Consider the following 20,757-nt stretch of genomic DNA (forward strand, 5'->3'; position numbering starts at 1 on the left):
CCCCGTCTTAAAAAGATTGATTAGAAGTATATTCAAGATTAACTTGAAACTTTCCTGCTATTATACCATGAACGACTTGCAAATTGTTGTGAAAATTTTCCCCCATATCGATCCAATGAATGTCATTCATATGGCGGAACCAAGAAAGCTGGCGTTTGGCAAATCTGCGCGTATCTCTTTTGAGCCTCTCTACAGCTGCTTCCAGCGAGCAATTTCCACGTAAATAATCTGCGATTTCCTTATAGCCAAGACCCTGCATTGCGACCGCGGCTGGCGGCAAATCTCGTTCAAGTAACTGCCTCACCTCATCTACCAGTCCTTGTTCCATCATCAAATCTATCCGCTGCTCTATTCTACGATACAACTCCGCACGGTCCATAGTCAAACCGATGATGCAAAGCTCATAAGGAGACTCCTTCGTTTGGCCTGCTTGCTGCTCCGAAAAAGTCTGGCCTGTCATATGGTAGACCTCAAGCGCGCGAATAACCCGTCTCAGGTCGTTGGGATGCAGCCGCTCTCCAGCCGGAGGATCAATGGCTGCCAGCTTCGCATGCAGCGCTTCATGACCAAATTCAGCGGCGAAGCGCTCCTGCTCAAGCCGGAAAGCTTCATCGGAGCCAATATCAGCAAACTGAAATTGATAACAAACCGATTCTACGTAAAGCCCAGTGCCCCCGACGATAAAAGGCAGTTTGCCGCGACCAGCAATTTGTTCGATCGCAGCTGTAGCGCCTGCCTGAAAATCGGCAGCGGAATACGCTTGATCCGGTTCGCAAATGTCAATCAAGTGATGCGGAATGCCTTCACGCTCATCGAGCGCGATTTTGGCCGTCCCAATATCCATTCCGCGGTATACCTGCATGGAATCACCGGAAATAATTTCGGCATTCCAAGCTTTGGCAATGTCAAGGCTCATCCGCGTCTTGCCGACTGCAGTTGGTCCGATGAGCACAAGCAGCGGCTGCTTGCGAACCGGCCTTTCTTCCGCAGCCTGCTGCGCGATGTTTAGTTGTTCACTCAAAGCTGTATCACTCCATATGCGATTTTCGAAGTATTGACATGCCGACGCTCGAAGCCGAGCCTTGCAAACTCTTCACTTGCTTGATGCTCCTTTAGCACTACGCTTTTGCGGGCAACCCGCTTTGCCTGCTCAATTGCATCACTTGATAAGGCATCCATATTGGCGACGGCGCGAAGCGGCTCCATCGAGCTGGATTCGTTAATCGGCTGTCTAAACATCGGATCAAAATAAACGATGTCCACGCTGTTGTCAGGCAATCCTGACAAATATTCTATATGATTCACGCATTTCATCGCAATGCGTCGCATTGCCTCATTCACATCGGGAAGACTGGTCTCGTAGCCAGCCAGTCCCTCTCGTACGAGCGCGCAAAGCACAGGCTCGCTTTCGATTGCGGTGACAGAACCGCTAGGTCCAGCGGCATATGAGAAGACAAGCGAATCCGATGCAAGCCCTGCTGTGCAATCGATGACATGATCCCCCTCCTCGCAGCCAGAGAGCTGAATGAGAGGATCCGTCTCGCCGCGCCGCAGCCGCTTTACCCGTACATAGGCCATGCTGGGATGAAAATAAAGCGGCGTCTCCGATTGACCGTCATAGTAGCGAACCTCTTCCTCGGTCACAACGATCAAACGCCTGTCATGGCTTAGCGTCAAAAGCTTATTCACCGTCAGATTGCCGCGCGCTTTGAGCGGAGAAGCAAGCTCTGCCGACAGCCTGCTTGCCTGTTCGAGCGCACGGGAAGAAGGCTTAGCCGTTGTAGTGACAATCAAGACATCACCCGCTTGAACATTTTCTCCAGCTGATAGGTCGAAAGATGCACGATGATAGGACGCCCATGCGGGCATGTATACGGCTGCTTGCAATTCGCAAGCCTTGCCAGCAATGTCTCGCCTTCCTCGCGATTCATCCGGTCATTTGCCTTGATGGATGCTTTGCAGGCGCACATAATGGCGGCTTTCTCGCGCAGCTTGCCGATATCAATGGACTTCCGCTCGGCAATAAGCAGCTCCGCCATCTCCTCAAGCAAGGACTGCTCCTCGCCCTGCGGCATCCATTCCGGGTAAGAGCGTACGAGAAACGTCTGCGAGCCAAAGGGCTCGAGCTCTACTCCCGCTTGCGCAAACATAGGAATAAGGTCCCTCAGCTGTGCAGCCTCGCCCGTCGTAAACTCAAGCGTAAGCGGAACGAGCAGCTGCTGGCTTGCCGCTTCGGGGTGGCCAAATTTATGGAAATAATATTCATAATTAATTCGTTCGTGAGCCGCATGCTGGTCAATCAAATACAGCCCATCCTGCGACTGGGCAACGATATAGGTGCCGTGATGCTGCCCGATCCAGTACAGCTCGGGGAATGACGGCTCGCCGCCGGGAGCATCGTCATCGGAAGGCAGCTGCGCAACCGGCGCTTCAGCCGGAGGCATGTCAGGCAAGCTGACTTCGTTTGCCGATGCGTCGCCTTCTAGACGTTCCGCTTCCAACTGCTCTTGTTGCAAATCAATCTGAGCAGGCTCTGCCATCGTTTGCTCGGCGACTGTGGATGCCGCTGCTTCAGCCCATGGCGCTGACGCCTCCCGAACAGCTAATGCCTCCATGTTCGGTGAAGGCGGCGCATACAGCTTCTCAGCCGCATTGCGAGGGACGTATTCACGTTCAATGACCGGCGGCTTATACGATGCTGCATTTGGCTTACTCGATGATTGGGCAGGCTGAAACGGCTTAAAGGAATCCGCAGCCGGCTCAGGACGGTGGAACGAGATCGCATCTTGCACGAACAAAGGTTTGGAACGCTCCTGCTTGCTGCTCGATTCAGGTCCCGGAATATGGCGCTGGCGACCGAGCACCGCTTTAATGGCATCCTCAATCAGCGTGCGTAGCTCCGGCTCCTTGCTGAATCTGACCTCCATCTTGGATGGGTGAACGTTGACATCAAGCAAGCTGGGATGCATGCCCAGCTCCAATATAGCCAGCGGAAAACGGTTGATCGGCAGCAGCGTATGATAGGCTTGCAGCAACGATTGGTTAATGGTGTGGCTTCGTATATAACGTCCGTTTACGATCGCGGTTATGCCATTGCGATTGGCGCGTGTCAGCTCAGGCTTCGAGATGTAGCCGCGCAGCTCGTAATCGGAAGTCTCCGCTTCAATGGGAAGCATGACCTTCGCCGTATTTGAACCATAAACGGCGGCAATGACTTGCAGCCTATCGCCTGTTCCAAGCGTTCGCAGTAGCACGTTTCCGTTATGTTTAAACGTAAAGGCGATGCCAGGATGAGCTAGCGCAATCCGGTTAATATAATCGGAAATATGGCCAAGCTCCGTTTGGATCGCTTTCATATATTTAAGCCGCGCAGGCGTGTTGTAAAATAAATCGCGCACGGTCATTTCCGTTCCTTGCGGCGCATTTGCAGGCTCATCAATCGTCACCTTGCCGCCTTCAATCGCGATGCGGCGCGCAAGACCGGTGGACGTCTCCGATGAGATGCATTGCAGCCGCGATACGGCGGCAATACTCGGCAGCGCCTCGCCTCTAAAGCCTAAGCTAGCAATGCGAAAGAGATCGCTGCTCGTCGAAATTTTACTCGTCGCATGCCGCTGAAAAGCCGTAACGATATCGGACGCCTCGATGCCGTAGCCGTTGTCGATGACCTTAATTAGCGATAGGCCGCCTTCTTCGATCATAATATCTACTGTCGTGCTTCCAGCATCAACCGCATTCTCGACCAGCTCCTTGACGACCGAAGCCGGTCTCTCGACTACTTCACCCGCCGCGATTTGGTTGGCAAGCTGCTCGTCCAGCACTTTGATTTTTCCCATGGCGTTACCTCTCCCCCTCTCGCATGGCTAGTCGTTCAATTTACTCTTCATATCATTTAGCCACTGCATCGCCTGCATAGGCGTTAAATTAAACAAGTCAAGCTTGCGCAACTGATCGGCCAGCAGCTCTGCCTTCGGGCTTGCTTTCCGCTTGGCAGGCTCTGCTTCCTTGGCAGCCGCCGGCTCGTCAAAGATAGAGAGCTGAACGATTCCGCGGGACTCAAGCGCCAGCTCGGCTTGCTTCTTCCCATCCGGTTGTTTGGCAGGAATCTCCTCATACGAATACGCAGATTCAGCGAGCGGAGTATTTGCTCTTCCGATCGGTGCCGCCTTTTGCAAATCCAATTCAACCGTTTCATCTAGCAGCTCATATGCTCTGCCGATAATCGACTGCGGCAAGCCAGCCAGCTGTGCACAATAAATGCCGTAGCTTGTACTGGCCGCACCCGGAATAAGCTTACGCAGAAACGTTACATTATCGCCGCTTTCCTCGACTGCCATACGTGCATTCGTGAGCGAAGGCAAAGATTCTTCTAAATGAGCCAGCTCATGGAAATGCGTGGATACGAGTGCTTTGCAGCCGATATGATGATGCACGTACTCGATAACTGCCTGAGCAATGGCCATGCCTTCGCCCGTTGAGGTGCCGCGGCCCAGCTCGTCAATAATGACAAGACTGTTCGAGGTTGCCTTCTCGGTCATCAGCTGAATGTCCTTCATCTCCACCATAAACGTACTCTGACCGCCAATAAGATCATCTGCAGCGCCGATTCGGGTGAAAATGCGATCGATTAGCGGAATAACAGCAGACCTCGCAGGAACGAAGCAGCCTATTTGGGCCATGATGCAAATGAGCGCCACTTGGCGCATGTAAGTGCTTTTGCCGGCCATATTCGGACCCGTAATAAGCAGCATCCACTGCTTGTCCTTATGAAGCTCCGTTCCGTTTGAAATAAATGGCGTTCCATCCATCATCGCTTCAACGACCGGATGCTTGCCGTCCTCGATGTGCAAATCATAGCTCTCCGTCACCTTCGGACGAGTAAACCTGCGCTCCGCGCTCACCGTTGCCAATGATTGATAAACATCAAGCTCGGCAATGATCGCGGCAGCTTTTTGGAGCCTATGCAGATGATGCGATAAATGGTCTCTTAATTCAATGAAGCGCTCATGCTCCAAATCGACCATTTTGTCCTCCGCTTCAAGAATAAGACGCTCTTTCTCTTTCAGCTCGGGCGTGACGAAGCGCTCTGCATTGGCAAGCGTCTGCTTGCGCTCGTATCTGCCTTCCGGCAGGCTCGATAGATTCGCTTTGGAAACCTCTAAATAATAGCCGAATATGCGGTTGTAGCCGATTTTCAACGTTTTGATGCCGGTTGCCTCGCGCTCTTGGCGCTCTAGCTCTGCCAGCCATTTCTTGCCGTTCGTGCTCGCTTCGCGCAATTGGTCCAAATAAGCGTCATAGCCCGCGCGGATCAATCCGCCCTCTCGAATCGTAACAGGCGGCTCATCGACAAGTACCGTCTCAATGAGATCAGCCAAATCAGAACAGTTATCCGTCCCGTCAACAAGCGCTTGGAGCACCTTTGATCCGGATTGCTCACATAACGCTGTAAGCTGCGGAATACGGCGCAGCGAGCTGCGCAGCGCATTCAAATCGCGTCCGTTCGCGCTGCCGAAGGCTACCCTGCCTACGAGCCTCTCCAGGTCGTAGATCGGCTGAAGCTCGCTGCGAATGTCGTCTCTCAAGATCAAATCAAGGTATAGCGTCTCAACCGCATCCAAGCGGGCTTCCACGGCAGCGCTGCTTAGCAGCGGCTTGTCAATCCAGCGGCGCAGCAAGCGCGCGCCCATCGACGTCTGCGTGCGATCAAGCAGCCAAAGCAGGGAGCCTTTTTTGTTGCGGTCGCGCACGGTTTCGGTTAGCTCTAGGTTTCTTCTAGTGTAATGATCCAAAATCATAAACTGATTGGGCTCATAGCTCGTTATTGTACGCACATGGCCGAGCGAGCGCTTCTGGGTTTCCTCCAGGTAACCCGTCAGGACGCTAACAGCCTGCAGCCTGGCTCCTGTTACTTTGCCAAGCTCACGCTCGCCGAACTGCTCGGTCAGCTTGTCCGCAGCCATCGGCTCGCGAGGAGTAAGCAGCAGCTGCTTATTCCAGACCGCTGCCGCTTGGACATGGCTCAGCAGCTCGCTGTCTCCAACGAGCTCGGAGGGCTGATAGACGTTGATTTCATCGATCAGCGCTTCCATATGCTCTGGGAAAGAGGTTACATAAAGCTCGCCCGTCGATAGATCGCAAGCGGACAGCCCTAATATGCCGCCAACCCGGACGATGGCAGCGATAAAATTGTTTGTTTTGCCTTCCAGCGCTTTCGATTCCATGACCGTACCCGGCGTAATTATTCGCACAATCTCCCGGCGCACAACGCCTTTCGCTGCCGCCGGGTCTTCTACCTGCTCGCAGATCGCTACTTTGTAGCCTTTTTCAACGAGTCTGCTAATATAGTTTTCGGCGGAGTGGTAAGGCACGCCGCACATCGGGATCTTTTGCTCTCCGCCGCCCTCTCGGCCCGTTAACGTAATCTCCAGCTCGCGGGATGCTGCTATTGCGTCCTCAAAAAACATTTCATAAAAATCGCCTAATCGAAAAAATAAGAAAGCATCCTTCGCTTCTTCTTTAATTGCAAGATATTGCAAAATCATTGGAGTATATCCAGCCATTCCGATCCTCCTCAATAACGTATCTATCATGGCGCTTCGTTCGTTCTGTTATAGTTAATATCATTAATTACATACGCAAGCCGATTGTGCTGCCCTATCCCACGCAGTAAACATTAGATATTCATTATAACAAGCGGAACAGATGTGCGCCATAACGGAAAACAGTTTGAATCGGAACAAAAGGTCTGATGTTCGTGGTTAAACAAACAAATACGAAAAAATTAACGGGGTTAACTATAGCGGCAGCCGCCACTTCACGCGGATGTCCGAGCTTTCATCCCAAGTCGTGCCGCGCCTTGCCGCTTCTAAGAGCGGCTCGATATAGGGAGCAAGCTCGCGGTAGCTGGAAGTGGCGGAGATGGATGCGGCAAGGCCGTCCAGGCAGCCGGCGAGCTCGGAGCGATCGCCGGCGTAATAGGCTTCGACATACCGCTCCTCGAGAGCCGGTATGTAAGAAAGCTTTAATGCTTCGCGGGCGCATAGCAGCGCTAACGCGAAGGAGGCTTTGGCCGCTGCCGGCGAGACGAGCCAGCTCGGCAGCGTCCGGTATTCGAACCCGCCATGCGGCTGCTGGCGGAAGTCCCCGAGCGTTCCGTACCGGGGACGGCGGGCCCGCCCTGCGGGGTCCTCTACGAGAGCGAGCGGGAATGCCGCGTAGCTGTCGAGCAGGCGGAGCAAGCGGCTCGTCAGCGGCGCTCCGCTGAGGTGGATATGCCCGCCGAGCGCAAGCCCCGGCACGGGCATGGCTCCTGCGGCCCAGCGCAGCGCGGGCTCGCTGATCCGGTCGGCGGCGCGCTGCAATAGCCGCCGCACGTTCGCGGCGAGCGCGGCCGGGCTATCCGCCGGCTCGGGCCGCAGCTCGGCGACGGGATACAGCAGCCGTCGCCCGACAAGCACGGCGTCGGCACCGGCTGCCCCGCCGACGCCAGCGCCAAAAAACCGCGACGCCGCCGCAACCTTGCCAGCCGGCGTCACGAGTACAAACTCCGGATCGGCGCCAATAAGCAGCTCCCGATCAGCAGCCCCAGCTCCCGCCGCCGCATGCCAAGCGGCGAATCGCCGCAGCGATGCCGCCTCCAGCCTCGTATCCCTCAGCTTCGGCCAAGCAGCGCGGACGGCTGTGCGCCCGTCCCCGCCAAGCGCGACCTCGGCCTCACCGATATCGAGGCCGAGCGTGTACAGCGCAGATATCGCTGTACGAACAACCCGCCGCAGCGCCGGGTCCTCTGGCCAGCCGCCTGTATCCCCTGCCAGCAGCGGCTTGCTCGGCATGATTTTCCCCATGGCATCGATGCGCTGCATTTCCACCGGCTCCAAATGAACGATGCCAACGCGTAACAAACGCTCGCTCTCAATGGGCGGTCCGCCGCAAAGCCCCGCACGGCGCCAAATGTGCAGCTTCTCTGCATCCGACTGCTTAGCAGCGATGTGGCCGCTTGCGTTCAGCACCCAAACGCCCGGAAACCGGCTGCAGTCAATCGTTCGGGCATCCGACCATGCGATTACCGCATCGCCAGCCGCCACCTCTGTCCACGGCTGGGAACGGAGCGGCTTTCCGCTGCGCTCTCCCGCAATATCCGGGTCATTTGGGCTATGTGCAACGCTCTCCAGCCGATCGTAGCTGCCTCGCCATATCCACGTCGAAGCCATCCTGCTTCCCGCCTTTAATCATTTTTTGCACGAATGTGATACATGCCGTTAAAGATTTCAAAAAAAAAGAGGGCTTTCGCCCTCGAATTTGCCGCTCCCGCAGCATATGATACCTTAGACAGTAAAGCTTCCCGGCTTGCTTACAGCTCGTCGTCCAGCAAATCTGGATCCAAATCCTCATAATCGTTATCGCCGAGGCTGAACTCCAAATCCTTGCCGTCCAGGTCGCCGCAACCGCCTGGAAGTACTGCCACGCAAACCTTAGTCTCGGCAACCAGCTCCACCGAAAACTCACGCTCTACCCGAATCACGACGCCAGAGCCGTTCGAAGAAATATTCGCTTCGATACAGTTCGGCTCCTGAATGACGTCGGCTGACACTTCCACTGTAGAAGGCCGATGTTTCGGATCTACATAGGAGAGGTTGACATGCTCGACGTAATGCACGGATTCCTTAGCTACGTCTGTCTGCGAGTTTTTGCTGTACGAATACCAAATGTTGATATCGTAAGTACCAATTACCTCAATGCCGTCGCCCGAACGAACCGCTTCATACTGATGGTTGATTATCCATGCTCCCAGAATACTGGTCGGATGATGAGGCGGCGTTACGGTATGGGTTACAGTGGAAAACTTACGACCTTTGCCGCAGACAGCTTTCGTAATTATTTCTCTGTACTGGAGCTGCTTATCTGCAATAGTCATTGATTTAACCTCCTCCATACAATCATTCATTTAAAGTGTATGCAGGACATTCGTCTAGGGTGACTGTTTATTTTCTCGAAATATAAGATTATATAAGTTTCATACTTATAGCGATCCATATAGATCTTTGCGTAGCGTATACTAGACCGCCCAAGGCCTTCATATAGCCGTTACGCTCAAAATATAAGAATACATAAGTCTCACCCTTATACCGATGCTTATATTTCTCAGCTATACGTATGCTGCGCCGTCTTAGTAGACGTCAGCCGTATACGTTCTGAATACGAGATATTATAGGTTTATTCCTATAAATACGCTTGTATTCCTACGTGATACGATAGCTGCGTCTCCCTTGCCGCCACAGCCGTATACGCTTGCCTTCGCAACGAATTTTTCCCTTTACATTCTATGGCAGAAGTTCGGACGACATGACTTTTCTTTTTTTTAATCGCTTTGCAATGGCTAAATACCGCTCCAGCTCGCGCAGCAGCATGAGAAGCGAAGCGCGTACCTCGAACTCATCGCGTGTTTTCGGCAGCTCCATCGCTTGGAATGATTGCGCCAGCCTATCGTGCCGGTCCTCCACATTGCCTTTGTACACATCTGATTTCACGTCGCTCGAGAGCTGATCCAGCAAATCCGCAATCATGACCGCCTGCGGGAATTTCTGATAGACGAATGCGAGCTCAACGAGCATTTGCTGCACCGATTCAAGCTGCTGCCTGCGCATCTCGAAATAGGTCGACCAATATTCCTCTTGGCCCCATAGCCGATTTTCCCGATTGCGGACGGATTGGTGCGCGCCGTCTTCAATAGCTGAGTAGGCTTCCAATATTTCGCCGCCATTCCATACATGTGCCGGATTGCGCAGCGTGAACGCCATTTCTTGAAAAATAACGCCGAAGTTATGCTCGATCGCTGAACGGTAATCGTTAAGGCGATGCTCATCCTTCGGCATGTATATGATGTTCACGATCGTTGCCCAGCCAAGGCCGGCGAATAGCAGCATAATCTCGTTGCCGATAATCCCCGTCGTCACCTCGCCGCGGTTGAATAGATGGAAGACGATAACGGAGCTTGTAACGATGCCGTCCTTCAATTGAAAACGCGACAATACTGGAAAGGTGATGAGAATAAAGACGGCAACCGCCCAAATGTGAAAGCCGAACAAGGTGAAAATAAGCGATGCAAAAAAAAGTCCGAGCACCGAGGCGATAAATCGCACAAATGCGCTCTTCAGCCCTTTCATCCGCGTCACTTCAACGCCGAGAATAGCAAGAATCCCGGCGCCGAGCGGCGGCTCAAGCCCAAAATATACGGCAGTATAGATGGCTGCGATGGCGGCTAACGCCGTTTTGATAATACGAATGCCCATGAAATAACCTCGCGTACGATAAGATTTATTTCTACATCCTACCGCTCGCGCCAGCCTTCCGTCAACCGCCGCTCAAGGGCGGCAACCAGCTGGTACATAACCGTTGCAACTACCGCGATAACGATCAAGCTGGACAATACCAGCGTAAAGTTGAAAACCTGAAACCCATAAATAATCAAATAGCCAAGACCCAGCTTCGCAACGAGAAACTCGCCAACGATGACGCCGATCCATGCCAGACCGACATTTACCTTTAAAGTAGATATGATGACGGGGAACGATCCTGGCAAAATGACAAGCTTGAACAGCTGCAATCGGGAGGCTCCGAACAGCCTGACAACCTTGATGTAGCCCGTATCGATTTCCCGAAAACGATTGTATATATTTAATGTCGTGATAATAACGGTAACCGACAACGTAATTGCCACGATCGACATAAAGCCCGGTCCTAGCCCTACGATAAAGATCGGGCCAAGCGCCACCTTCGGCATGCTGTTAAGCACGACTAAATAAGGATCAAACACGCGAGACAAAAACGGGAACCACCAAAGTGCCGCCGCTATCGCAGTGCCTAGAAGCGTGCCCAGCACAAACCCGACGATCGTTTCGGTGACGGTCATCCCGACATGCGGCCAAATCGAGCCGTCCACCATCGTCTTCCAAAGCTGCAAAAACATTTTGGACGGATAGCTGAACAGCAGCGGATCGATCCAATTATTGCGTCCGGCTGCTTCCCATAGGCTAACGAACAAGAGGAGAAGAACGGCCTGAGCAGCGATTACAGCAGCCGTTACACGCCGCTTCTGCGATTTAAAACGGGTATGAAGGTCGCTCATCCAATCGCGACGATCGTCCTGAATACCCGATATAGCAGCCTCATCCTGCTTATCCGTCTTCATCCGTCCCGTCCCTTTGTGATCATCCACTCTGCCCACCTACTTCCAAGTCTTCCTTATCAAGCTCTGCCCATAAACGGTCGAACAGCTCTTGAAAACCCGGCAGCTTGCGAGCCGCCATTGGCGCAGCCAGGCGAATATCCTCGGGTATTTCAACCTCCCGGCGAATATGGCCAGGGTTGCGGCCAAGCACGATAACCCGGTCGCTCATCGCAGCCGCTTCCGCCAAATCATGCGTCACGAGTACAGCTGTTTTGCCAAGCCGCTTCAGCGTCTGATGAACCAAGTCTTCAAGCTGAAGCTTTATATGAAGGTCTAGCGCCGAGAACGGCTCATCGAGCAGAAGCACCTCCGGCTCCGTGGCAAGCGTTCTGGCTAGCGCGACTCTTTGCCGCATGCCCCCTGACAATTCATGCGGATATCTGCGGCCCGAATCCGGCAAACCAAGTTCATCCAGCAGCTTATCGACGGCTTGCAGCGCCTTCTCTGTCTTGTGGCCGCTAATTTCTAGTCCTACGGCGGCGTTTTCTCTAATCGAACGCCAAGGAAACAAATAATCTTGCTGCAGCATATAGCCTACTTTAGGCGAGGGGCCGACAACCCGCTCGCCATTAAGCAGCACTTGACCTTTTGTCGGAGGAAACAACCCTGCGAGCAGGCTGAGCACCGTCGTCTTGCCGCAGCCGCTTGGCCCGACCAGACTAATGAACTCCCCTCGCTCAACCGTCAGCTCGATGTGCTCGACTGCGAGCGAGGCCCCCTTTTCATTCACATAAACATGTGATAATTGCTGCAGCTCAAGCACTGGTACATGCGTCATGCCTAAGCCTCCATTTCCTGCCCTGCGGTTATTTCACCGCTTCGATCGCTTTTTCAGCAAAGGTAGTATTCACCAGCTCGCTATGCTCCGTACGCTTCTCCAGCTCTCCGGCTGTCGTAATGACGTCCAGCAGGTTATTCCATTCCGCTTCGTCAATGATCGGATCCGTTGCGAATGAGCCTTGCTGCTTGTAACGATCGATCGAGCTGATCAAAATATCGCGATCTACGTTTTCAAAATAAGGAAGGACAACATCGGTAATTGCCGCAGCGTCGTTGTTTTGAACCCATAGCTGCGCTTTATGGATCGCATTTGTAAATGATTGAACGACTTTTTTGTTTTTGTTGATATAGCTCTGCTTCGCCATAAAGACGGTATAAGGCAGATGTCCGCTTTCTGCGCCAAATGAGGCGACAACATGGCCTTTGCCTTCCTTCTCAAAAATCGAAGCCGTTGGCTCAAAGAGCTGTACGTAATCTCCGGTTCCGGATGCAAAAGCTGCTGGAATGTTCGCAAAATCAACGTTTTGAATCAGCTCCAAATCCGCTTTCGGATCGATCCCCAGCTTCTTCAGCGCAAATTCGCCAGCCATTTGCGGCATACCGCCTTTTCTTTGACCTAAGAACACACTTCCTTTTAACGAATTCCAATCAAAATTGGCATCCGCCTTTCTTGCTACAAGGAATGTTCCGTCGGTTTGCGTCAGCTGCGCAAAGTTGATGATTGGATCGTCCGTTCCTTGCTGATAGACGTAAATGGACGTTTCAGAACCGACCAGGGCAACATCAATCGCGTTTGAGAGCAATGCCGTCATCGTTTTGTCGCCGCCCGGCGTCGTTGTTAATTCCACATCAAGGCCTTCCTCTTCAAAAAAGCCCTTCGCAACCGCAACATACTCCGGTGCATAAAACAATGATCGAGTGACTTCGCCGATTCGGACTTTCACTTTATCCGAATCTCCTTTGCCGCAGCCTGCCAGTACAGCAGTCATGACGAGTGCTAACGAAAGCAGCAGCGACAATACCATACGTCTTTTCATTTTGGGTCCCTCCTGCGCATTTGCGTTAAGTAGATGTAATCCAGCCTATGCGGTATCCGCATAGGCGGTGAATGTACGCAAAAAAAGAAGGCTGTCCGTGTCGCCATTTAGACGATCGGACAGCCTCCAATTGATACGCAATAATTTTCTTTGGTTCATTAACAGCTTACAGCTTATAAATATCCGTATATTTGTTCGTCAAATACGTAACCAAGTGCTGAGGGTCAAGCGGCTTGCCTGTCACGCTTTGAATGAGCTCGGAAGGTGTTCTAAGCTTGCCGTATTTGTATATCCGCTCGGTCAGCCACTCTTTAATAGGATGCAGCTCGCCGCTTTCGACATTTGACCAGAAGCCTTGAAGCTCACGCTCCATCGTATCTGCAATTTGAGCTGCGTACATATTGCCAAGGGAATAGGAAGGGAAGTAACCGAACGCTCCGCCTGACCAGTGAACGTCCTGCAGCACGCCTTCCGCATCGTTTGGCGGCGTTATGCCCAAATATTCTTTATACTTTTCATTCCAGATGGCTGGCAGATCAGCAGCCTTCACGCCTTCATTGAAGATCAGCTTCTCCATTTCGTAGCGGATAATAATATGCAGGTTGTAAGTCAGCTCATCGGCTTCAATCCGGATTAGGGAAGGCTGTACGACGTTGTTCCCGCGGTAGAAATGGTCTACGCTAACGTCGAGCTGTCCAGGGAAACGCTTCTGCATCTCGCCGAAATAACGATTCCAGAACGGTCTGCTGCGGCCGATCACATTTTCCCAGAAGCGAGACTGCGATTCATGAATACCCATGGACGTTCCTGTGCAGAGCGTTGTACCGATCAGCTCTTCCATAATGTTTTGCTCGTACAGCGCATGGCCGCCCTCGTGTATCGTGCCAAACAAAGCACTCGTGACATCGTCTTCCAAATAACGTGTCGTAATGCGGACATCGCCTGGATTTAGACCGGTAGCAAATGGATGCACGCTTTCGTCAAGACGTCCCGCTTCAAAGTTATAGCCCATTTGTTTCAGTATGTACAAGCTGAAATCCTTTTGTGCTGCTTTGTCATAATTTTGCTTAAGGAATGAAGCATCCGGCTGATGCGGCGAATTCGCAATCGCTGCTGCGAGCGGAACAAGCTGGGCACGCAAGCCTCCGAATACGCGGTCAAGCTCGGCTACCGTCATCCCAGGCTCATATTGATCGAGCAACGTATCATAACGGGTCGCTTTTGGACCCCAAAGATCGATAAATTGGTTCGTGTACGAAATAACCTTCTCCAAATACGGCTGGAAGCCGGCGTAATCATTATTTTCCTTCGCTTCCTCCCACTTCGACTCGGATTGCGAGGATAGCACGACATATTCTTGATAAAGCTTGGGAGGAATTTTGACGCTGCGGTCATATTCCTTGCGAGTCTCCGTGACGAGTCGCTGATCGATTTCGTTAAGCTCCGAATAAACTGAGCTTTCCTCAAGCGTTGACAGCCATTCTCCTAGCTCAGGCGACGTTGAAAGCTTGAATTGGTCGGCGGACAAGGCTCCGATAACCTCGGAACGGTTATCCATCCCTTTGCGAGGTGCGCCAGTGCGCAGATCCCAATAGAGAACCCCAAGCGCTTCTCCGTAGCTTGAAATTTTGCGAACCGTTTCCTTAAAGCTTTGCAGAGCTTCGTTATGTTTTGTCGACATTATTTATTCCGCCTTTCCATTTTGTTATCGGATTAGTCCCATTCATTTGAACTTCACTTGATCTTCATTATTCCAATCCTTATAATCATCTTAAACCTGCTAGACATACAGCGCAATAGAGAGAAAGAGAGGAAACCATATGCATATCCAATTTTCGAAAGCAGCTATTGAACGGTTATCTCCCTATTTACAAGACGGCAAAAGCTTGCTGAAGCTCCTCCACGATACCGAAGGCTGCGGCTGCGTCGTCAGCGGTGTTCCTGCCCTTCAGTTAATTAGCGAGCCTTCTGTCGACGACAAGCTTGCACAAGGTGAACCATTCCCCTTCTATTATGAGCCTCGACATGAGATCTATTATGAGCCGCAGCTTCGCGTCGATTACAATCCATCCAACGACAGTTTTAGCCTAAAGAGCGATAGCCAAATATATACGCTTCACCTTCGATTCATAACCAAAGGAAGTGCGGCATGAACAAGATCGACGAAATTTTAACCTACAACAAGTTTTTTGTTGAAGACCGTGAATATGAAAAATATGCAACAAGCAAGTACCCGAACAAACGAATGGTCATTGTCACCTGCATGGACACGCGTTTGACTGAAATGCTGCCCAAAGCGATGAATCTCAAAAACGGCGATGCCAAAATTATTAAAAACGCCGGCGCGATTGTCACGCAGCCCTTCGGCAACATTATGCGGAGCGTCCTCGTTGCGCTATATGAGCTGCAATCAGATGAGGTTTTTGTCATTGGCCATACCAATTGCGGCATGACGGGCATAAATCCCGAGCTGATTATTCAGCATATGGAGGAACGCGGCGTATCAACGGACACCATTACGACGCTGAAACACTCCGGGCTCAATTTAATGCGCTGGTTGACCGGCTTTGATAACGTGCGTGACAGCGTTCTAAACAGCGTTAGCATCATTCGCAACCATCCCTTGCTGCCGGCAAACATCCTTGTTCATGGATTAATCATTGATTCGGAAACAGGGGCATTAGAGCTGGTAGACGCCGCTTATCCAGAGGCGTAATAGAAACGGGAGCATGACGGCTGTTAAGACAGTCCGTTGCGCTCCCGTTTTTTTGCTGTATAGGCTTCCATTCTTGCCGCGATAACATCGGAACGGTCTCTCCTGGTATGCCGGTGAATAATCGATTCATCATCAAGCGGGCTTGAAGCCCCCCATATTAAACCTCGGCTTTTGCAAGCTTCATGACATAAAGAGATAACCTCTTCGTTAACGATTTGCAGGTTCAGATCCGTATAAATCGTTTCTTTCTCCGATTGAAGAGCAGCGATTCTCGGATTCAGCTCTAATAACAAACGATCCTTATCGATACCCAGCTCCTCCAGCGGCGATGCCGATAGCTTCCGCCCCGCCTGCGTCAGCATCTTCAAGGACCCTCGCAGATTGCCTCTTCGTTCATGATAAAGACCAACTGCCAGCTGGATTAGTCCAACCCATGTGTCCGCTAACGGATCATCAGGATGCTCCTTCCAATATTCCTCAAGCAGCTCGTGGCATTCGAAGAAATCTCGCGTAGCGTGCAGCTCAACCAAATATGAAATATACGCATTGGGAAATTTATTCATTTCATCCTCCAAGACAAGCATATTTCTATGCACGCTTTGTCATTATATTATAAAAATATTAGCATATGTCGCTTATACTTTCATACATTTAAACCAATCCTATATAAATAAATGAAACCTATGCCTCTATGAGCCGTATTAAAGTTTGGTAAACAATCGATGTATTAAGCATATCAGGAGGAGAAAAGACAGATGAAAAAGGGATTCATGGTCATGCTGGCATTAGCTCTATTCTTTACGTTAGGGTTCGGACAGTATGCCGATGCAAAACCACGCGGCGGCATTAAATCTCCAAAGCAAAGCGTAACACAAAACCCGAAGAAATCGGATAACGTTAGCCAAACGAATCCGGGCAAAAAAGCAGGCGCAACTGCAGGCACGACAAAGCCGGGATTTTTTAGCGGCGGCGGCCTAATGAAAGGCTTGATGATCGGTGGCCTAGCTGGTCTAATGTTCGGCAGCTTGTTCGCTGGCATGGGCGCTTTCGGCAATATTCTAGGGCTTATGATAAACTTGCTCGCTATTTTCGCGATCATTATGCTCATTCGCGTAGCGTTCGTATATCTTCGCAGCAAGCGTAACCCGCCAGATCAACGGAGACCTTACTAATCGTGCGTATCTATACGGATGAAATTATAAACGCCATCTGCCTGAACATGGCCGATCGAAGAGGCGTAAGCCCAACGGACGTGGAAGTGCAGCTCTCATGGGAAGAGGAGTACGGATACACGGCTGAGGTTTGGGTGAAAGGCCGCAGCCAGTTCATTATAGAGGCTAATATCCTCGAGGCTATCGAGCAATATATTTATAAGCAATACAATCTGCGCGTTTTCCGCTCCAACATTTCGCTCGACGCGGACGAAGAATTTTGGGCGGACATTACCGAATAAAAACAGGAAACATCCGAAGCTTGCTTTTATCGCAAAGATAAAAACGACAGCTATCGGATGTTTTTTTGTTCATTTCAGATCATCTCTTTCATCTGCTAATTATTGCTAGTGCAATATCGATAGCTTTCGAGCAACCTCCCCTCCTTTCTCGCGTCTAACTAAACGATTGCGAGAGGAGAGTGTGAAGACAGCATATGAGAAGAAAGATGAGCACAGCTTTACTGCTGCTGTTGCTTTGCCAAACGATAATGACCGGCACTGTCGGCATCGTAGACGCAGCAGCAACACAAATGACAAAGTTCCGGGTCTTTCAAAATGACCAAGCACTGCGTGAGTTTGCTACTGAGGCACAGGCTATCGCTTTTGCCAAAAAATTCGGTTACAGCCATGTAGAGAAAATTGCAGACCGAGGCTGGGTTTGGGATAACTTCCCTCGTTATAAGATTTACCAAAATGGTCAGACGAACCCCAAGTGGGAGTTTAGAACTTATGAGCAGGCATTGCACGTAGCTACAAAGCTAACCAATGTACATATTCGCGATCTTGAAAACATTGGTTGGGCCTATCAATCGTATGCAAAGTACAAGCTCTACCAAGGTGACAATACGAAGGAAAGCTGGTCCTTTCTCACGCTTGCAGCCGCAAAGCAAGAAGCTAAAAAATGGGGCAACGCGCATGTTATGGAGCTGTCAACGAACAAATGGGTATGGGGCAACCTAACTGAAGCTCAGGTCAAAGCGCAGCGCGCAGCAAATTCAGCCTATCAAATTACGGTCAATGGCATTCCGGTTGAAGGACAGCCGCTCTACTCTTTCCTTCTGGATGCGATCAATGCTTCCTCAGCCGTAGCTGGAAGCGAAGTGCTTAATACCGCAACAAGCAAAGTGGTTCATTCGAACCTGCCTAACTATTTAGTCATGCAAAATGGGGCAACTGTCAGCGCCGCTAACAGCTTGGACTCGGCCGTGCAAATGGCTAAGAAAACGCCAAATGCTGAGGTTTATTTTAATGGCAACGTTTATTGGTCAGGTATTCCCTACTTAGCCGTCTACCAAGGCGAGAAGAAACTAAGAACATTTAATACACGAAGCAGTGCTGTTGCTTTCGCGAAAGCTTATGCCAATAGCAGCGTAAGAACGAGCGAAGGCCGAAAAATGTGGAGCAACGCCAAAAGCCTCGTTTATATGGGATGGAATGGCAGCGCGACAAGCGCCACAGTATTAAGTCATGTGGCGAATACGCAGGGATTATCGATTGATTCTCCAACCTGGTTTGAACTCTCAGCTGCTGACGGCACTTTCACGGATACATCCGATCAAGCCGTTGCAGATACGTTTAAGAAACAAGGCATTAAGGTGATGCCGCTCGTTCATAACCAGTTCAACAAAAAACTTACGACAGCATTTCTTTCTAACCATGCCGCCCAGCAAAAGTTTATTGGCAATCTCACCGCTAAGCTCTCTAAGCTTGGAGCTGCTGGCGTGAATCTCGACTTCGAAGAAGTAGCGGGCAGCGATCGAAAGGCTTACACTGCCTTCGTTACCGCGCTGGCGAAAGCGGTGCACGCGAGTGGCATGCAGCTGTCCGTCGATCTGCCTAGAGGCAGCTTAAGCTGGAATCATAACGCCGCATACGATCATGCCGCTCTCTCCGCTGTGGTGGATACCATTGTCATTATGGCTTATGACGAGCACTGGAGCGGCAGCGATACGCCGGGCTCCGTCGCAGGTCTAGCTTGGGTTGAAGAAGGCGTAAAACAATTTCTAGGTTATGGTATACCAAGGAACAAGCTCATGCTTGGCATTCCTTTTTATGTTCGGGAGTGGAAGCTCGACAGCAATAACAAGCTGGTTGGGAATCGTGCGATTTTCATGAAGGAAGTGCCCAAGCTAATCGCCGATACGAATGCGCAAGGCGTATTGGATAAGGAATCCGGACAAATGAAATATAAATACATGAAAGATGGCTACACCTATTTATTTTGGGCGGAAACCGAGGCTACGGTCAAAGCTCGCATCAATCTTGCCAAAGCATATGATCTCGCTGGCGTTGCCGCTTGGCGGCTCGGATATGAGAGCTCGGATCTATGGACAATGATGCTGCGAATGAAGTAAATACGAATGCCCCCATTCTCTGATTAAGAGAATGAGGGCATTTGTTATTTTTTGCTTAGTAGATATACCGTTACATAGAAAACATGACTTTCTGCTCGGGTACTGCCGCCGGGAAACGTATCGTAATCTTTGTTCCCTCTCCTGGCTTGCTCTCGAATGTAATCTTACCGTTCAAGGCTTCGACAATTCGAATCGTTACCAATATCCCAAGCCCTGTCCCCGTCTCCTTTGTCGTGAAAAAGGCCGAGCCGATATTGTCCAAATCTTCCTTGCTCATCCCTGTTCCCGTATCCATGATTTCAATGAAAATTTCCTCGTTGCGATTATAAGCGTTGATTATCACCTCACCCGTATCCGGGATCGCTTCTACTCCATTTTTGATCAAATTCAATATGACTTGCGAGAGTTTTGGTTTATCCGCCCACACAAAGAGATCGGTTTGGCTGCAATTCAAGTGCATTTGGACATTTTGTATCAAGCTATACGAGTTCATGATCTCAATCGTATGCGTTAAAAAACTAGAAACCTCGATTAACTCAAGCTGGTCTGCCTGCGGCTTAGCCAGATTCAAATAATCGGTAATGATATATACTGCACGATCCAATTCCGATAAGGCTATATTCATATAACCCTTTTGTTTGTCATCGACGGACTCTTTGAGCAATTGCAGAAAACCTTTTACTACAGTTAACGGATTGCGAACTTCATGGGCAACCGATGCCGCGATTTGGCTGACGATCTTCAGCTTTTCGCTACGCTCCAGCTCAAGCTTCAGCATGTTGGTCTCTATAATATGCTCCTTGAGTAAAGCGGAAATGCCCATTCCAATTAGCGAGGCTAAAACCAACAATGACAACGTAAAAAAATTTGGAGTCTGATGCGTTAGCGACCCCTGATGCATGTCTATGTAAACATAAAAGAAGATTTTAATGAAAATGACTGAATTAAGCGCTAACAGCAAGCAAATAACGATTCTTTTGAACGCTTTATAATGAAGGAAAGGCTTCACTAAGAAAAAGCATGGACAAATTGTAAACAGTGCAATGATTCCTGCAAATACAACGGCATCGCCGCCTAAATAAACGCGGTACAAGGCAGCTATCGTTATGGCCAGGATGCCAGGAACATATTTACCGCCACTGTAAAGAATAGAGATAATGATAGGAATCGTTCTTAAATCGCCTTGAAATTCTCCCACCATGTGAACCGGAGCTGCCATGCAAAGTATGGCTGACGTGCCGAACATCAGTCCACTCACCACTTGGTAGCGCATGCTGTTCATGATCTTTTTACGATTTAAAAAGAACTGTTGGATAAAGATCGGAAACAATATGATAATGAGATGGATAAGTAGTTGGTTTACCATATCTTTTAATCCATTCCCTCTCCTTTTACATTATTTGTATAGTTCTTTGGAACTATCAATT

General features: G+C 50.5%; 20 protein-coding genes. 7 read left to right on the top strand and 13 right to left on the bottom strand.

The genetic code is table 11. The features are described from left to right. Positions 1–7 precede the first annotated feature (7 nt). The 5 genes from miaA to A7975_RS34695 form a co-directional block, all read right to left on the bottom strand. Positions 8–1,021, bottom strand: a complete 1,014-nt coding sequence (gene miaA / locus A7975_RS06070; RefSeq protein WP_483295892.1) for a tRNA (adenosine(37)-N6)-dimethylallyltransferase MiaA — start codon at positions 1,019–1,021, stop codon at positions 8–10. After that, positions 1,018–1,794 (bottom strand): class I SAM-dependent methyltransferase, encoded by a 777-nt coding sequence (locus A7975_RS06075; RefSeq protein WP_053376255.1) that lies wholly within the window; start codon positions 1,792–1,794, stop codon positions 1,018–1,020. The genes miaA and A7975_RS06075 overlap by 4 nt, the downstream gene beginning before the upstream one ends. Continuing rightward, complete coding sequence (mutL, locus tag A7975_RS06080) at positions 1,791–3,836, bottom strand: DNA mismatch repair endonuclease MutL (RefSeq protein ID WP_065384489.1); 2,046 nt, start codon at positions 3,834–3,836, stop codon at positions 1,791–1,793. Before mutL ends, A7975_RS06075 begins: the two co-directional genes overlap by 4 nt. Positions 3,837–3,863: 27 nt before the next feature. Continuing rightward, the gene (mutS, locus tag A7975_RS06085) at positions 3,864–6,563 is read right to left on the bottom strand and encodes a DNA mismatch repair protein MutS (RefSeq protein ID WP_065384490.1); all 2,700 of its coding nucleotides are present in this window, start codon (positions 6,561–6,563) and stop codon (positions 3,864–3,866) included. A 234-nt stretch (positions 6,564–6,797) separates the two neighbouring features. Continuing rightward, the gene (locus A7975_RS34695) at positions 6,798–7,538 is read right to left on the bottom strand and encodes a putative amidoligase domain-containing protein (RefSeq protein ID WP_255314214.1); all 741 of its coding nucleotides are present in this window, start codon (positions 7,536–7,538) and stop codon (positions 6,798–6,800) included. Between A7975_RS34695 and A7975_RS34700 the strand changes: the two genes are divergently transcribed. Together A7975_RS34700 and A7975_RS34705 are read left to right on the top strand one after the other, a co-directional pair. Next, on the top strand, positions 7,522–7,884 hold the full coding sequence (locus tag A7975_RS34700; protein WP_255314219.1) for a hypothetical protein: 363 nt from the start codon (positions 7,522–7,524) through the stop codon (positions 7,882–7,884). The genes A7975_RS34695 and A7975_RS34700 overlap by 17 nt on opposite strands. Before the next feature lie 3 nt (positions 7,885–7,887). Continuing rightward, positions 7,888–8,184, top strand: a complete 297-nt coding sequence (locus A7975_RS34705; RefSeq protein WP_255314220.1) for a hypothetical protein — start codon at positions 7,888–7,890, stop codon at positions 8,182–8,184. A 169-nt stretch (positions 8,185–8,353) separates the two neighbouring features. Here the strand turns inward: A7975_RS34705 and A7975_RS06095 are convergent, their stop codons facing one another. The 6 genes from A7975_RS06095 to A7975_RS06120 all read right to left on the bottom strand — a co-directional run bounded on the left by A7975_RS06095 (position 8,354) and on the right by A7975_RS06120 (position 14,728). Continuing rightward, positions 8,354–8,917, bottom strand: coding sequence for an outer spore coat protein CotE (locus A7975_RS06095; protein ID WP_053376259.1), 564 nt, complete (start codon positions 8,915–8,917; stop codon positions 8,354–8,356). A gap of 406 nt (positions 8,918–9,323) precedes the next feature. After that, complete coding sequence (locus tag A7975_RS06100) at positions 9,324–10,292, bottom strand: aromatic acid exporter family protein (RefSeq protein WP_065384492.1); 969 nt, start codon at positions 10,290–10,292, stop codon at positions 9,324–9,326. A gap of 38 nt (positions 10,293–10,330) precedes the next feature. Next, positions 10,331–11,128 (bottom strand): ABC transporter permease, encoded by a 798-nt coding sequence (locus A7975_RS06105; protein ID WP_483295907.1) that lies wholly within the window; start codon positions 11,126–11,128, stop codon positions 10,331–10,333. An 82-nt stretch (positions 11,129–11,210) separates the two neighbouring features. Then, positions 11,211–12,008: an ABC transporter ATP-binding protein gene (locus A7975_RS06110; RefSeq protein WP_065384493.1), complete on the bottom strand. Its 798-nt coding sequence runs from the start codon at positions 12,006–12,008 to the stop codon at positions 11,211–11,213. A 28-nt stretch (positions 12,009–12,036) separates the two neighbouring features. Next, on the bottom strand, positions 12,037–13,047 hold the full coding sequence (locus A7975_RS06115; RefSeq protein ID WP_065384494.1) for an ABC transporter substrate-binding protein: 1,011 nt from the start codon (positions 13,045–13,047) through the stop codon (positions 12,037–12,039). A 166-nt stretch (positions 13,048–13,213) separates the two neighbouring features. Continuing rightward, on the bottom strand, positions 13,214–14,728 hold the full coding sequence (locus A7975_RS06120) for a carboxypeptidase M32 (protein ID WP_053376263.1): 1,515 nt from the start codon (positions 14,726–14,728) through the stop codon (positions 13,214–13,216). Positions 14,729–14,867: 139 nt separating this feature from the next. On the opposite strand from A7975_RS06120, the gene A7975_RS06125 reads away from it, so the two are divergent. Beyond that, entirely contained in the window at positions 14,868–15,200 is a 333-nt protein-coding gene (locus tag A7975_RS06125; protein WP_053376264.1) for an iron-sulfur cluster biosynthesis family protein, read from the top strand. Further along, positions 15,197–15,763, top strand: coding sequence for a beta-class carbonic anhydrase (locus A7975_RS06130; protein WP_053376265.1), 567 nt, complete (start codon positions 15,197–15,199; stop codon positions 15,761–15,763). Before A7975_RS06125 ends, A7975_RS06130 begins: the two co-directional genes overlap by 4 nt. A 23-nt stretch (positions 15,764–15,786) precedes the next feature. On the opposite strand, the gene A7975_RS06135 is transcribed toward A7975_RS06130, so the two are convergent. Beyond that, the gene (locus A7975_RS06135) at positions 15,787–16,326 is read right to left on the bottom strand and encodes a DUF309 domain-containing protein (protein ID WP_053376266.1); all 540 of its coding nucleotides are present in this window, start codon (positions 16,324–16,326) and stop codon (positions 15,787–15,789) included. Positions 16,327–16,518: 192 nt separating this feature from the next. Between A7975_RS06135 and A7975_RS06140 the strand changes: the two genes are divergently transcribed. The 3 genes from A7975_RS06140 to A7975_RS06150 all read left to right on the top strand — a co-directional run bounded on the left by A7975_RS06140 (position 16,519) and on the right by A7975_RS06150 (position 19,330). Further along, the gene (locus A7975_RS06140; protein ID WP_053376267.1) at positions 16,519–16,935 is read left to right on the top strand and encodes a hypothetical protein; all 417 of its coding nucleotides are present in this window, start codon (positions 16,519–16,521) and stop codon (positions 16,933–16,935) included. 2 nt (positions 16,936–16,937) lie between these two features. Continuing rightward, entirely contained in the window at positions 16,938–17,216 is a 279-nt protein-coding gene (locus A7975_RS06145; protein WP_176707671.1) for a YxcD family protein, read from the top strand. Positions 17,217–17,422: 206 nt separating this feature from the next. Continuing rightward, on the top strand, positions 17,423–19,330 hold the full coding sequence (locus tag A7975_RS06150) for a glycosyl hydrolase family 18 protein (protein WP_255314186.1): 1,908 nt from the start codon (positions 17,423–17,425) through the stop codon (positions 19,328–19,330). Between the two features lie 70 nt (positions 19,331–19,400). Here the strand turns inward: A7975_RS06150 and A7975_RS06155 are convergent, their stop codons facing one another. Continuing rightward, positions 19,401–20,696 (bottom strand): ATP-binding protein, encoded by a 1,296-nt coding sequence (locus A7975_RS06155; RefSeq protein WP_065384496.1) that lies wholly within the window; start codon positions 20,694–20,696, stop codon positions 19,401–19,403. Positions 20,697–20,757 lie beyond the last annotated feature (61 nt).

The sequence above is a fragment of the Bacillus sp. FJAT-26390 genome (assembly GCF_001682865.1).
GTDB lineage: Bacteria > Bacillota > Bacilli > Paenibacillales > Paenibacillaceae > Pristimantibacillus.